This window comes from Sinomonas atrocyanea (assembly GCF_030812675.1).
Classification (GTDB): Bacteria; Actinomycetota; Actinomycetes; order Actinomycetales; family Micrococcaceae; genus Sinomonas; species Sinomonas atrocyanea_B.
Genome location: NZ_JAUSTE010000001.1, coordinates 555235 through 568771, shown reverse-complemented (window position 1 = coordinate 568771; position 13537 = coordinate 555235). Strand labels below are relative to the sequence as shown.

Sequence of the window (13537 nt, the reverse complement as noted above, 5' to 3'; positions counted from 1 at the left end):
GAGTTAAGGGGACGGCCTGGACCGCTGCTGCCCGGGGCACTGCTCGTCTTACCCGGTAGCGGCCGTTGTCGATCCCGCCTGGTCCCATCATCCCAAGGGACGGGCATTACGCGCACTCCAGGGCGCTCGCCGGCGGCAACGGGGCGCTGCTAGGCCCCCGGGTCCTCCCGGAGCGCCGCACGGACCCGCGCGTTCCGGCGCAGCCCGAGCGCCGAGGCGGCCGTGAGGAGCAGGCCGAGGCCCAGCAGGAGGTACGGGCCCGGGAGGCCGGAGCCGTCGGGGGAGGGCCCCGCTGCGCCGCCGCCCGCCCGAAGCGCCGCCACCGGGGACACCGTGGACTCGGGGTAGCCCGCCGTGCTCGGGCTGGCGCTCGGCACGGACGACGGCGGTGCTGCCGCCGGCGATGCTGGCCCGCCGCGTCCCGCCCCAGACGGCGTGGTGCCCGATCCCGCTGGCCCGGAAGCCGCCGCCCCGGAACCCGCCGACGCGGGCGCGCTGGGCGCAGGGGACCCGGGGGCGGGGGCGGGGGCCGCGGGCGCCGGTGCCTGTGGCGGGGGCGCCGGGTTCGGGGCGGCGCCGCCTCCCGTTCCGCCGCCCGTGCCAGGGCTCGGTGCCGGCGTCCCTCCGGTCCCGGGCTGGGGAGCCGTGGAGGGGGTCGGCGAGGGCGAGGGGCGGCTGGGAGGGCAGAAGAGCGTGAGCAGGCACCCGGCGGGCACGGCCAGCGGCCGGCCCAGCGAGCTCGGCGCGGCCGACGCCCCCGCAGCCGGAGCCGCCAGGAACACGGCGAGGACGGCCGCCAGGGCTGCGAGCATCGCCGCTGCCGGTGCCCGGCCCCGCAGACGTGATGTGCCCATGGACAGCAGATCCTACCGGGGCAGCGTTACGTCCCGGGCTGCGGCTCCGCAGTGATCACCGTGTTCGTCCCCCACGGGTCGGCGAAGTCGCAGGTGATGAGCACCACCCTCCCGGGCACGGCGTCCCACACGCGGGAGGTGCTCAGGGCGGCCTTGCCGTAGTCGGCCACGGCGGTGACGCGGTAGCTGAGCGTGCCGGCGGCCGTGGCGAGAGTGAAGGCGTCCCCGGCCCTGGCGCGCTCGCCGACCCGGTTGAAGGGCGCGTCCGCCCCGACCCAGCGGTGGGCCACGATGTACGTGGTGTCCGCGGAGCCGGCGCCGGGCCTGCCGTAGTTGGTGAGCCAGTAGGCGTCCATGGTGTCCGGCGGCGTGAGGGAGCGGGCGGCGAGGTCGGCCGCCGTCGGCGTCAGGGGGAGGACCGCCACGCTCGCCTGCGCGCCCGGGTAGTCGAGCCGCCGCGGCGCCGCGGCTGCGGGAGTCGCCCGGGCCGGCGCGGAGGCCTTTGTCGACGTGGTGCGGGAGGCAGACGGGGCGGGGGAGGCGGAGGCGGACGACGTCGGCCCGGTCGCCGGGGCGGCCGCGCTCGCCGTCGCTGCCGGTGCCAGCGGCAGCCCCGGGCGCATATCGGCCACGGCGGCCGCGGAGAGGAGCGCGCCGGCGGCCACGGCCACGGCGAGGGCGCCGAGCGTGCCGCGGGGGGCCCTCTCGGCCTGGCGCTCGTGCCGCGCTCCGATGCGTGCGGGTCTCACAGTCTTCCTCGTGGGCTGCTCTATCTGGTGAACCGGGGTCCCGGCGGCCCCGGACAGGCGCGTCCCCCACCCGACGTTTTCGGGCCATCGGGTGGGGGACGCGGGCTGGGCTCCGCCTAGGACTCGCGCCTCGCGCGGCGGAAGAGGGCCACGAAGGCGGCGGCGCAGCCAAGGCCAAGGATGCCCGTGGCGGCGCTCCACAGGGTCAGGGCTGCCTGGGTTCCTGCCTCACCGGACCGGGCGTCGACCGCTGTCTGCACGGCGAGGCCGCGGCCGGGACCGCCCGACTCGGGCAGCGGCGCCGCCTCGGACTCGCTCGGAGCCGGCGCGGCCTCGGACTCGCTCGGCGAGGGAGCCGGCGTGCACCCGCACCACTCCTCCTCCGGGGCGTTCTCGGTCGGCGTGGGCGTGGGCGTGCCCGTGCAGCCGCACGACTCGTCCCACGGGGTGCTTTCGGTGGGAGTCGGCGTGGGCGTGCCGGTGCAGCCGCCGCAGCCCGCGTCGCCCCCAGGATCGCCGGTGGGCGAGGGCGTCGCCGTCTCAGTGCTGATGGGACCGGTCTCGGCGATGACCGTGAGCGGTGCGCTCTGCGCGGGCGCCGTGACGGCCGCGTTCGCGGCGCCGACCCCCGTGAAGATGCTCGTGCTGAGAAGGGCCGCTCCGAAGGCGGCCGACGCCCACAGGCGCAGGGGCGCAGACTTCTTCCGTGTATTCACTTTTCCCCCAATATTGATATTCACAGGTGCGTCAGGATGGCTTTTCGAGAAATGGCCTGACAGGGGCGACCATATTCACCGCCATCGCGCCCGGACAAGGGGCTGGAGGGCCTTATCGGCGCGCTGCGACCGTGTGACAATGCGCTGTCACGTGCTCCCCGCTCCCGCCGGCGCGGGCAGCGCAGGGCAGCGTCGGGAAGGCGGCCGGGGAATTGCGCCGTGCGTGACACGCTCCGGGAAGGGAATTGTCAATTGGCCCCGCGGGTTGCGTCAGGACTTCCCGAGCAGGCCGGGGAGTTGGTCCCGCACGGCGAGGGCCATGAGGGCGCCGCCGGCCTCGTTGGCGTGCACGCCGTCGCTCGAGAGGCCCGGCAGCCAGGTGCCGTCCGGGGCGGTGACCGGGCTCGTGACGTCGAGCCACGGCACCCCGTGCACGCGCGCCCAGGAACGCAGGATTGTGTTCAGCTGCGCGGTGGAGGTCCCGTGGACGGCGGAGGGCGGCACCGAGACCAGCACGGCCCGGACGTGCCGGGCCAGCACGTCCCGGACCAGGAGCTCCACGCCGGCCGCGGCCCCGGCCGGCGGGGCGCCGTCGCGCAGGATGTCGTTGGTGCCGGCCTGGACGAGGACCACGCCGCCGCGGGCGGTGGCCTCACCGACCCACGCCCGCAGCTCCAGCGAGGTGCGCCCGGCGTGGGAGGACAGGACGCCGGGGGAGGCCCCGGGCACGAGGGAGTCGGCCACCGAGAGCCGGTACCAGGAGTCGGGGGCGCCCGAGTGGGAGTCGCCCAGGACGCTCACCACGGTCGGGGCCGCGGGCACCGTCGCCGCGGCCGGGGTGCCGGCGCTGGCCGAGGCCCCCGGGCTCGCCGGCGCGGAGGGCACCGACTGCGTCGCCTCCCCGCCGGGCGCCCCGGCGCCGGGGGAGGCGGCGGCGTGCGGCGAGGGGCCGGCGTCGTGCGTCCCCAGCACCGAGCAGGCGGCGAGCAGCAGGACGGCGGGGAGCACCGCGAGGGACCGCGCGAGGGCGGTCCTCATTCGGGGCCTTCCACGCCCTCGTCGTCGATGTGGATCTGGCGGCCCTGGGAGTCGTAGAGGGGCTTGGCCGGGGGCTTGCGTCCGGTCTCGTGCTCCCAGACGCCGAGCTGGCGGGTGAGGGCCGCGGCGAGCTCGAACACCTGCTCCGGGGGGATGCGGATGCGGCTCACCACGCGGCCGGGGATCACCTCGGCGTGGCCGCCGTCCTCGGTCTCGCCCACCTGCGGGGGCTGGGTGAGGGCCACGAAGTCCAGCACGAACACGTTGGGCGTGTGCCAGAGGTTGGCGAAGTCGGCGAAGCGGCCCTCGATGTTCTCCTCGGGGAGGGAGATCTGGAAGACCTTGGGCATCTCGGGCTCGGGGATCTCTGGCTCTGGCAGGGTCATGACCCCCATCATTGCGCGACGAACGGGGCCCGCGAAGTGTTCGCGGACCCCGTTCGTTGCTGGCGTACCCCTGTTTGGAGGGGCCTGCCGGGCTTCAGGTATCAGCTGTTCCAGTGGTAGTGGCCGTTGGCGTCCCGGCCCTTGCTGCCGCAGGTGTACCAGCGGCCGTTGCTGGCCAGGCCCTTCATCCACACCTGGCTGTTGGCGCAGAACCCGCCGGGGATGACGCGCCCGTTGACCACGGCCGCGGTGCCGCCGCGCGGGGACCAGGTGATGTAGCCGTTCTGGAAGTTCTGGGCGCGGCCGCCCTGGTAGTTGTACTCGTCCGTGGTCGGGTAGCCGAGGTACCCGCGCTCCCAGCCCTTCGAGGCGTAGACGGCCCGGATGGCGCCCGCGTTCGGGTGCGCCCCGGTCCGCGAGGACCAGTAGATGGCGCCGCGGGCGTAGTCGCGGTGCGCGCCGGTGCTGGTGCGGACCTCGGGGCCGCGCGCCGCGCCGAGGAGGCGGGAGCCGCCCACGGCCTGGTACTTGGCGTCTATCGCGGAGTAGCCGCCGGCGGTGGCGGCCTGCGGCGCGAGGCCGGTGGTGGTGAGTGCGAGCAGCAGGCCGAGCACGAGTGCGGCGATGCCGCCCTTGCCGAGGAGCCTGCTCCCCGTGGTCTGCCGAAGCGACGATGCTTCCATGGAGCCCCCAGTGTTCATCGAGAAGGTGCGAAGTGGAGGCCCGGTCGGCTGGCCGCGTAGAGGGCCAGCGGACCGGGCTACCGAGATTTTACATGTCCAACAGAGTGCTCCGGCCGCGTGCGGCGGCCCGTCTCACTCCGCGGACGACGGCGTGGGGCGGCGCCGCGCTGCCGCCTTGCCGGCGGCGGTGACGAGGGTGTCACGGAGCCAGGGATGGCGCAGCTGGTTGCTGATCCGGTTCATGAGCCGGGAGCCGGCCACGGCGCGCTGGGAGGGGCGGCGCCGGGCGGCGTCGTACCGCGCGAGGCCCTCGGCGACGCTGGGGGCGGCGACCAGGGCGTCGGCGAGGGCGAGCCCGTCCATGAGGGACTCGCCGCCGCCGCGGCCCAGGTGCGGGGCCATGGCGTGGGCGGCGTCGCCCACGAGGGCGAGGTTCCCGGCCACGTAGCTCTTCAGCGGGGCGAGGTCCTCGATGCGGCGCCGGTCCACCGCCTCGGGGGCAAGGGTGGTGAGCACCTCGTGGACCCGCGGGGTCCAGCCCCGGTAGAGGGCGCCGAGGAGCCCGAGCGGATCGTCCTCGCGGGTGCCGGCGAGGTCTGTGCGGACGCCGGCGTACCAGTTGGTTCCGCCGCCGGGGAACGGGGCCCGGCCGAAGATCAGCCCGGCGCCCCAGGCCTCGAACCCGTCCCGGGTCTCGAGCGGGGCCACGCCGCGGAACGCCACCACCTTGGCGTCGCGGAGCCGCGCGGCCGGGAAGGCGTGGGCGCGCAGGGCGGAGTGGACGCCGTCCGCCGCGACCACCACGTCCGCGTCCGGCAGCTGCGCGGGGGAGGCGACGGGGGAGCCCCAGCGGACGGTGCCCTCGGGCAGCCCGGCGAGGAGGGTCTCGAGCAGGTCCATCCGGCCCACGCCGCGGGAGGTCTCGGGCAGGGACAGGCGGCCCAGCACGCGCCCGTCGGGGCGGAGGAGCTCGCCCGAGGCGATGCTCACGGTCTCCAGCCCTGCGGCGGCGCCGAGGCGCTCGAGCGCGGACCACGCAGCGGGCCACAGGCCCAGCAGCGTGCCGGCGGTGGAGAGCTGCGGGTGGCGCTCGTGGACCTCTACCTCCCAGCCGCCCTCGGCGAGCGAGCGGGCCGCGGCGAGCCCCGCGATCCCGGCCCCGACGATCACAGCGGTGCCCTTCATGGGCTCAGGCTAACGGTGTTGAGCGGAGCGCAGAGGGGTCGAAACCCTCGGTGGTTGGGCGGAGTCGAAACCCCGTGCCCCACTAGTGCCCCAAGTCCCGGATTTCCGCCGGAAATCGCCTCTTCCGCCCGCATGAGGCCATGTGACTTGCACCTTTTTGGACTTCGTGCCTGCCTCTGCCATGGTGGGGGTGCACAGAGGCAGCCGCGGCGTTCCGTTGCCGCGCTCGGTGATGCGATGGGGGCTACTCATGGGCTGGAAGAGCAAGTATCGGCGCCGGCAGTGGTGGCTGAGGAACGAGCGGCTCGTCAGCAGGGCGCAGACCGCGCTCCTGGCGGTCGCGGCCGTGGCCACCGTGCTGTTCATCGCGCTCAACCTCCACCGGTAGCCGGGCCTGCGGGAGTCACACAGGCCACACCGGCGCACCCGGCGTGCCGCCACCGGGCCGTGCCGCGGCGCCCCTAGCCTTGGATCCAGACACTACGTACGGGCAAGGAGCATGGGGGATATGACGGCCAGGCATGTCATCGCCGCGGGCATCCGGCGCGGGAACGGGGAGGGCCTGCTGGCCTCGGTCGCGGAGGGCCTCTCCGCGCTCGGCGAGGACGTCCTCGTGGTCGGGCCGCCGGCCCGCAGCCCCCTCATGGCCCGCGCCGCCGCGCTCGGCCTCCCCGTCCACACGCTGGCCTCGGCCCACCCTGCGCAGTACGCGCTCGATCTGCTCCGGTGGCGCCGGGCGAACCCGGACGGCGTGCTGTGGTGCGAGGGGACGCTGCCCGCCCTCGCGACGGCCGGGATGCAGCGGCGGGTCCTCGCCTTCGACACCGCGGCGCCCGGCCCCCTGAAGAGCGTCCGGAGGGCCGCGGCGCGTGCCCGCGCGCTCGCCACCATCGTCCCCTCCGCGGCCGACGCCGGACGGCTGAGGAACGCGCACGTGCTCGCCCCCTCGGTCCCCGCCCTCGAGCTCGTCCGCCACGGGCGCGGCGCCGGCCCGCTGCGGATCGGCTTCATGGGCCCGGTCTCGGAGCGGGACGGGGTGCTGGTCCTCGCGGACACCCTCAGGGAACTCAGGCGCTGGGCACCCGAAGGGTACCGGCTCCGCATCACGGGGCCCACCCGCTACGCCGACGCCCGCGAGCGGGTGGTGGTGGAGGGTCGGCTCCGCTCCCTGGGCGCGATGGTCCAGAGCGTGCACAGCATGCCGGCGGACGAGTTCCTCGGGTCCGTGGACCTGCTGGTCTGCCCGGCCGTCGCGCCCCGGGGCTTCTGCTTCCCGGCCGTGACGGCGATGGCCTCGGGAGTGCCCGTGGTGGTCAGCGACGCCGGGGCGCTGCCAGAGGTGGTGGGCCCGGACCACCCGTGGGTGGCGAGGGCGGGCGATCCCGGCCACCTCGCCGAGATGATCACGGCCGCGGCCGCGGCGCTGCCGGCGTACGACGCCGTGGCTGCCGCCCGCCACCGCTGGGAGGCCGCCTACTCGCCGGAGGCGGGCCGGAGGTCGCTCACCGCGCTGCTCGAGGAGCTCGGGCTCGGGCCAACGCGCAGCGGCGCCGGGGAGCCTGCGGCGGCCGCGGGAGCCTAGTAGGCTCCGGTCTTGCCGAGCACGGCCCGTGCGGTACGGAGCAGGATCACCAGGTCCTGGGCCAGGGACCAGTTCTCCACGTAGGAGAGGTCCAGCCGGATGGCTTCCTCCCAGCTCAGGTCGCTGCGGCCGGAGACCTGCCACAGGCCGGTGACACCGGGCTTGACGAGGAGGCGGCGGTGGGCGAAGTCGTCGTACCCGGCCACCTCGGCGGGCAGCGGCGGGCGGGGGCCCACGAGGCTCATCTCGCCGCGGAGCACATTGATGAGCTGCGGGAGCTCGTCGATGGAGAACCTGCGCAGGATCCGGCCGAGCCGGGTCACGCGCGGATCGTGCTTCATCTTGAACAGCAGGCCGGCGCCCTCGTTGAGGCTGCGGAGCGTGGAGAGCCGGGCCTCGGCGTCCACCACCATGGAGCGGAACTTGAGCATCTTGAAGGAGATGCCCGCGCGGCCGATCCGGGTCTGCCTGAAGAGCGCCGTTCCGGGGCTGTCCAGCTTCACGGCGGCGGCGACGATGAGCATCGGAATGCCGAGGAGCGCCAGGAGCACGAGCGATGCCACGATGTCCAGGCCGCGCTTGAGCGCGGCCTTGCCGCCCTCGAGCTTGGGGGTGGTGACGTGGATGAGGGGCAGGCCGCCGACGGGCTGCATGTGGATGCGTGGGCCGGCCACGTCCGTCAGCGCCGGCGCCATGATCATCCCCACGTTGCGGGCGGCGAGGTCCCAGCCGAGTCTGCGGAGGTCATCGGGTGCCAGGGCCGATCCGGAGATCGCGACGGTGTCCACGCCGGATTCGGCGACAGCGCTGAGGATGTCGGAGACGTCATCGAGGTGCCCCAGGACAGGGATCTCATGGCCCACACCGGTGACGACCACTCCTGGGTATCCCGGCAGGTAGGCCGCGGCGGCCCGGTATCCCGCCCCCGGGTTGTTGGCGAGCTGTCGGGCCAGGTGGCGAGCGCTGCTCGGGGCTCCGAGCACCAGGACGCGGCGGAGGTTGCGGCCGTCGCTGCGGGACTGGACCAGGACGCTCCGCAGGACCCAGCGGGAGATCAGCAGGGAGATGACGCCGAGGGGGAGCGCCACGGCCACGTAGCCGCGGGCGGTGTCGAGGCCGAAGACGTAGGAGAGGATGGCGATCGCCCCGAAGAGCCACAGCGACGAGGTGACGACGCGCTTGTACTCCTCCGGGCCGTGGCCCTGGATTGTGGCTTCCCTTGCGCCTCCCGCTGCCAGGACGAACCACCAGGCCACAATCACTACGACCGTCACCAGGGCGTACGGGGCATGCCACCGGTGGCTCACCTGGATCGAGGTGTCATCGGACCCGAAGCGGAGCATCTGCGCCCCGGCGGTGGCCCACACGATGCAGACGAGATCGGCCAACCCGACCAGACTGAGGTGCTTCGTCGGGCGCGGAACAGCGGCAGAGGTCATCCGGGGGGCAGTGTCCCGGGCAGTCATTCCGCGAAGGCCTCGGCCAGATCACCGGCGGGAATGAAGCGCTTGCCCAAGGCCGCGAAGTCCCAGCCCGCGTCCTCCCACTCCGCCGTGTCCAAGACGTTGCGGCCGTCGATGATCCGGCGCCCCTCGGTGAGGTGCACGATGTCCGCCGGCTTGAGCCGGCGGAACTCGCTCCACTCGGTCAGGAGGAGCACGAGGTCCGCATCGGTAACGGCTGTCTCGAGGGAGTCGACGTAGCCCAGTCGCGGGAAGCGCTTTGCGGCGTTGGCGTTGCCCTGGGGGTCGTAGACGGCCACGTCGGCTCCGCTGTTGAAGAGGCGCACCGCAATGTCGAGGGCGGGGGAGTCGCGCACGTCGTCGCTGTCAGGTTTGAAGGCGACGCCCAGCACGGCGACCTTCTTCCCCAGCAGGGGGCCGAGCATGGTCTCGGCGAGGTGCACCACCCGGTCGCGGCGCCGCAGGTTGATCAGGTCCATCTCGGACAGGAACCGCATGGTGCGGTCGAGCCCGAGTTCGCTGGCCCGCGCCTGGAGCGCCCGGATGTCCTTCGGCAGGCAGCCGCCGCCGAAGCCCACGCCGGCATTGAGGAAGCGCCGGCCGATCCGCGCGTCGTAGCCGATCGCGTCGGCGAGCGTTCGGATGTCGCCGCCCACCGTCTCGGTGATCTCGGAGAAGGCGTTGATGAAGGAGATCTTGGTGGCCAGGAAGGCGTTCGCGGCCACCTTCACGAGCTCGGCCGTCTCGAAGTCGGTGACGATGAGCGGAGTATCCGCGGCGAGGGCGTCGGCGTAGACGGCGCGCAGCAGGTCCTCATCCTCGGCGCTGTCCACCCCGAAGACGAGCCTGTCAGGGGAGAGAGTGTCGCGGACGGCGAAGCCCTCGCGGAGAAACTCGGGGTTCCAGGCGAGGCCGACGCGCAGCGACGGATCCGCATGCCGGTCGATCAGTTCACGCAGGCGCCGCGCCGTCCCCACGGGGACGGTCGACTTGCCGACGATGAGCGCATCCTTGGTGATGCTCTCGGCGAGCGAGCGCACGGCCGCGTCGACGAAGCTGAGGTCGGCCGCGTGCTCGCCGGCCCGCTGCGGCGTGCCGACGCCGATGAAGTGGAGGTCAGCCCACGCGCCCGCCTCCTCCAAGGAGGTGGTGAAGCGCAGCCGTCCTGAGGCCACGTGCTTGCGGAGCAGCTCCGGGAGTCCCGGTTCGTGGAACGGAAGCACCCCGTTCGCGAGTGCCTCGATCTTGCCCGGATCGATGTCCACCCCGAGCACCTCGAAGCCAAGCTCGGCCATGCACGCCGCGTGCGTAGCTCCGAGGTAGCCGGTCCCGATGACGCTGATCCTCATGTTCCCCCCTGAATCGGACCTGCGGTGCGTAGCCGCCCATTACTTGCGGAAGTCGTCCTGGTGTTCGCGGAACCACTCGACGGTGCTCCGGATGCCCTCGTCGAGGCCGATGCTGGCCTTCCAGCCCAGGGCGGTGAGCTTGCTGACATCCATGAGTTTCCGGGGCGTTCCGTCAGGCTTCGTGGTCTCCCACTCGATCGCGCCCCGATAGCCGACCGCGTCGGCGACGGTCTGGGCGAGCTCCCTGATGGTGACGTCGGTTCCCACCCCCACGTTGACCTGCTCCGGACCGTCGTAGTTCTCAAGGAGGTAGAGGCAGGCCTCGGCCATGTCGTCCACGTGCAGGAACTCCCGCAGCGGCGATCCCGTGCCCCAGTTGGTGACGCTCTCCGCGCCGCTGAGGCGCGCCTCCTCGTACCGGCGGATCAGCGCGGGCAACACGTGCGAGCCCGTGGGCGAGAAGTTGTCGCCCGGGCCGTAGAGGTTCGTGGGCATGGCAGAGATCCACGGCAGGCCGTACTGGCGGCGCACGGCCTGGACCTGGAGGATCCCGGCAATCTTGGCAATCGCGTAGGCGTCGTTCGTAGGCTCCAGATGCCCAGTGAGGAGGTACTCCTCCTTCAGTGGCTGCGGCGCGAGCTTCGGGTAGATGCAGGACGAGCCGAGGAACAGCAGGCGCTCCACACCGTGCTCGAGCGCCGCGTCCATGACGTTGGTCTGGATGCGCAGGTTTTCGCTCAGGAAATCGACCGGGTAGGTGTTGTTGGCGAGGATCCCGCCCACCTTCGCTGCGGCGAGGGCGACGTAGCGGGGCTTCTCGGCCGCGAAGAACTCGAAGACCGCCCCGCGGTCCTTGAGGTCGAGCTCGGACGAAGCCCGCCCCACGAGGTTGCCGAACCCCTCGTCCTCGAGCCGTCGCCAGATCGCGGAGCCGACGAGGCCTCGATGGCCGGCAACGTAGAAGGTTGCGGAGCGGTCGAGAGCACCTGGAGTGAAGGAAGTCTCCGACATCAGACGAGGGCCTTCCAGCTGTCGAGCTCGACGCTGTCGATCCACTTACCCCCGGCGTGCTTGAGGGCCTCGACATCGGCGTCCACCATGAGGCGCGCGAGTTCCGGCGTCTTGACCGTGGGAGTCCAGCCGAGCTTCTGCTCTGCCTTGGAGTAGTCGCCGATGAGGGCATCGACCTCGGTGGGGCGCAGGTAGCGCTCGTCGAAGCGGACGTGGTCCTCCCAATTGAGGCCAGCGTGCTCGAACGCGTACTGGAGGAAGTCCCGGACAGTGTAGCCGGCGCCGGTGGCGAGGACGAAGTCCTCGGGCTCGTCCGCCTGGAGCATGCGCCACATGCCTTCGACGTACTCGGCGGCATAGCCCCAGTCGCGGACCGCGTCGAGGTTGCCCATGTACAGCTCCGACTGGACGCCGGCCTTGATCGCGGCGACCGCGCGGGTGATCTTGCGGGTGACGAAGGTCTCACCGCGGCGCGGGGACTCGTGGTTGAAGAGGATGCCGTTCACCGCGTACATGCCATAGGCCTCGCGGTAGTTCCGCGTCACCCAATAGCTGTAGACCTTGGCCGCGCCGTAGGGCGAGCGGGGGTAGAACGGGGTGGCCTCGTCCTGCGGCGGCGGAGTTGCGCCGAACATCTCGGACGAGGACGCCTGGTAGAAGCGGGTCTGGATGCCGGCCATGCGCACAGCCTCGAGCAGCCGGATCGAGCCCATGCCCGTGGTGTCGCCGGTGTGCTCGGGCTCGTCGAAGGAGACGCGGACGTGCGACTGCGCGGCTAGGTTGTACACCTCGTCGGGGCGGATGTCCGCCAGCAGTGTCACGAGCCGGGCGCCGTCAGAAAGGTCTCCATAGTGGAGGAAGAGGCGGGCCTCGGGATCATGCGGGTCGACGTAGAGGTGGTCCACTCGAGCGGTGTTGAAGGTCGAGGCCCTGCGGATTAGTCCGTGGACCTCGTAGCCCTTGGCCAGGAGGAGTTCGGCGAGGTACGAGCCGTCCTGTCCCGTGATGCCAGTGATAAGCGCCTTCTTAGGCATGTGTCCCCCCATGTGGTCCCCTATAGTGCAGCCGCGAACGGCCAAGCAGAGTTTAGCGTGTCGCGCCAGAGCCTGCAGTGGCGGGCGGCCCAATCGCGTCTTATGAGACGCGTTCAGGGGTGCGAAAGGAGGACACGCTCATGTGCTGTGATCGCGGCCTCGGCCGAGAGCATGCGCAATGCGTACCTCTGGCCGTTCGCGCCGAGCTCCCTGGCGCGCTCTTGGTCGGCACCGAGCGTTTCGACGGCCCGGAGGAGTACAGAGGGCCGCTCCGGGTCGACTCGGACTCCGCCCTCAGAGAGCCGGATCTCGTCGGAGGTCGCGCTCTCCTTATGCGTAGCGGCCACGACCGGGAGCCCGGTCGCGAAGTATGACGTCAGCTTGCTGGGCACAGACATCTCTCTCACATCTGCCAGCTCGTTCACCAAGAGCACATCAGCTGCGCGGAGCGCCGCCGAGTAGGCGGCGTCATCCATCGGGCGGATGAAGGTGAGGTTTGGGATGCCAGCACCTGCTTCTTCGAGGGCCGCCCTGCGGTTGCCATCTCCTAGCAACACGAACTTCACCGGGCTACCCAGCGCGCTCGCCAGTCTCGCTGCCTCGACCACGTTCTCGAGGCCTTGCTTCACCCCCATATTGCCTGCATGGAGAGCGATGAGCTCGCCCTCAGCCCAGTCGAGCTTGCGGCGCGTCAGCGCTCGGTCGAACTGGGACGGCAGTTGGACGTGCGACCAGTTGCGAACGACATGGACCTTGGACCTGGGGACCTTCAACTCGTCCACCACATATGCCTGGAACCTGTCGTGGATAACGGTGACGCTCCCGCAGGAGGAGAGGATCGCGGATTCGACCCTGCGCATTGCCCGAGACATGATGCTCCGCTTGCCTGCCGTCTCCTCGAGGCCCCGGCTGTAGAGGTCTTGAACCCAGATCGCTACGCGTTTACCCCGCAACCGGGCCTTCAGCACGGCAAGGCCTGAAGAGAAGAGAGCGGGGCTGACCACGAGAACGGTGTCGGGCTCGCCCCAGCGGACGAAGACCGCATGCAGGCCGAACGTCAACTCCATGAGCAGTCTCGAAAGCGTCTTTGGTGCTGCTGGAACCGTGTGGCGGACACGCCGTACCGGGACGCTGTTTACCAGCTCTGTTCGAGACAGGCCGGTGTAGCCATCCTGGACCCGCCACCAGGGGTAGTGGGGGTAGCCCGTGAGCACTCGCACGTCGTGGCCCTGACTACGAAGTCCTTCCACCAACTTCGTAGTGTAGGGAGCGTTGCCGGTCGGCTCGGGCGCGTAGTTCAGAGCGACGACAAGCACCGTCGAGAGTGGTTCTGTCACCTGTGGGATACTACCCGAGGCTACTGTCTGGCATGACGAGGGGATGTGCGCAGTGGGGGAAAAGTCTGCGGGAACGTCGGCAAGAGACCATGTACCGGTCATTAATCTTGCTGAAGCCCCCGGCGAAAAGCAGGCATGGGGACGACCGAG

The 13537-nt window shown here is 71.8% G+C and carries 14 protein-coding genes; 2 read left to right on the top strand and 12 right to left on the bottom strand.

What is annotated here, in order from left to right; all coding sequences use genetic code 11:
* Window positions 1-149: 149 nt before the first annotated feature.
* The 7 genes from J2W20_RS02585 to J2W20_RS02555 form a co-directional block, all read right to left on the bottom strand.
* On the bottom strand, window positions 150-854 hold the full coding sequence (locus tag J2W20_RS02585) for a hypothetical protein (RefSeq protein ID WP_307004299.1): 705 nt from the start codon (window positions 852-854) through the stop codon (window positions 150-152).
* A 26-nt stretch (window positions 855-880) separates the two neighbouring features.
* On the bottom strand, window positions 881-1603 hold the full coding sequence (locus J2W20_RS02580; protein WP_307004298.1) for a class F sortase: 723 nt from the start codon (window positions 1601-1603) through the stop codon (window positions 881-883).
* A 116-nt stretch (window positions 1604-1719) separates the two neighbouring features.
* The gene (locus J2W20_RS02575) at window positions 1720-2319 is read right to left on the bottom strand and encodes a hypothetical protein (protein WP_307004296.1); all 600 of its coding nucleotides are present in this window, start codon (window positions 2317-2319) and stop codon (window positions 1720-1722) included.
* Window positions 2320-2589: 270 nt separating this feature from the next.
* Entirely contained in the window at window positions 2590-3357 is a 768-nt protein-coding gene (locus J2W20_RS02570) for an SGNH/GDSL hydrolase family protein (RefSeq protein ID WP_307004294.1), read from the bottom strand.
* Window positions 3354-3743, bottom strand: a complete 390-nt coding sequence (locus J2W20_RS02565) for a DUF3467 domain-containing protein (RefSeq protein ID WP_307004292.1) — start codon at window positions 3741-3743, stop codon at window positions 3354-3356. Before J2W20_RS02565 ends, J2W20_RS02570 begins: the two co-directional genes overlap by 4 nt.
* 101 nt (window positions 3744-3844) lie before the next feature.
* Entirely contained in the window at window positions 3845-4426 is a 582-nt protein-coding gene (locus J2W20_RS02560) for an LGFP repeat-containing protein (RefSeq protein WP_307004290.1), read from the bottom strand.
* 132 nt (window positions 4427-4558) lie between these two features.
* Entirely contained in the window at window positions 4559-5611 is a 1053-nt protein-coding gene (locus J2W20_RS02555) for an FAD-dependent monooxygenase (protein ID WP_307004288.1), read from the bottom strand.
* 250 nt (window positions 5612-5861) lie between these two features.
* Here J2W20_RS02555 and J2W20_RS02550 point away from each other — a divergent pair, with 250 nt between their 5' ends.
* Window positions 5862-5999, top strand: coding sequence for a hypothetical protein (locus J2W20_RS02550; protein WP_307004286.1), 138 nt, complete (start codon window positions 5862-5864; stop codon window positions 5997-5999).
* A gap of 120 nt (window positions 6000-6119) precedes the next feature.
* A complete protein-coding gene (locus J2W20_RS02545) occupies window positions 6120-7193 on the top strand; it encodes a glycosyltransferase (protein ID WP_307004284.1) in 1074 nt (357 codons plus the stop codon).
* On the opposite strand, the gene J2W20_RS02540 is transcribed toward J2W20_RS02545, so the two are convergent.
* The 5 genes from J2W20_RS02540 to J2W20_RS02520 all read right to left on the bottom strand — a co-directional run bounded on the left by J2W20_RS02540 (window position 7190) and on the right by J2W20_RS02520 (window position 13387).
* The gene (locus J2W20_RS02540) at window positions 7190-8581 is read right to left on the bottom strand and encodes a sugar transferase (RefSeq protein WP_307004281.1); all 1392 of its coding nucleotides are present in this window, start codon (window positions 8579-8581) and stop codon (window positions 7190-7192) included. The two genes, J2W20_RS02545 and J2W20_RS02540, sit on opposite strands and share 4 nt — an antisense overlap.
* A 74-nt stretch (window positions 8582-8655) precedes the next feature.
* Window positions 8656-10005, bottom strand: coding sequence for a UDP-glucose dehydrogenase family protein (locus J2W20_RS02535; protein WP_307004279.1), 1350 nt, complete (start codon window positions 10003-10005; stop codon window positions 8656-8658).
* Window positions 10006-10044: 39 nt separating this feature from the next.
* Entirely contained in the window at window positions 10045-11016 is a 972-nt protein-coding gene (locus tag J2W20_RS02530) for a GDP-L-fucose synthase family protein (RefSeq protein ID WP_307004277.1), read from the bottom strand.
* Window positions 11016-12050, bottom strand: coding sequence for a GDP-mannose 4,6-dehydratase (gene gmd / locus J2W20_RS02525; RefSeq protein ID WP_307004275.1), 1035 nt, complete (start codon window positions 12048-12050; stop codon window positions 11016-11018). Before gmd ends, J2W20_RS02530 begins: the two co-directional genes overlap by 1 nt.
* 113 nt (window positions 12051-12163) lie before the next feature.
* Window positions 12164-13387, bottom strand: coding sequence for a glycosyltransferase family 4 protein (locus tag J2W20_RS02520; protein WP_307004273.1), 1224 nt, complete (start codon window positions 13385-13387; stop codon window positions 12164-12166).
* Between the last annotated feature and the right edge of the window lie 150 nt (window positions 13388-13537).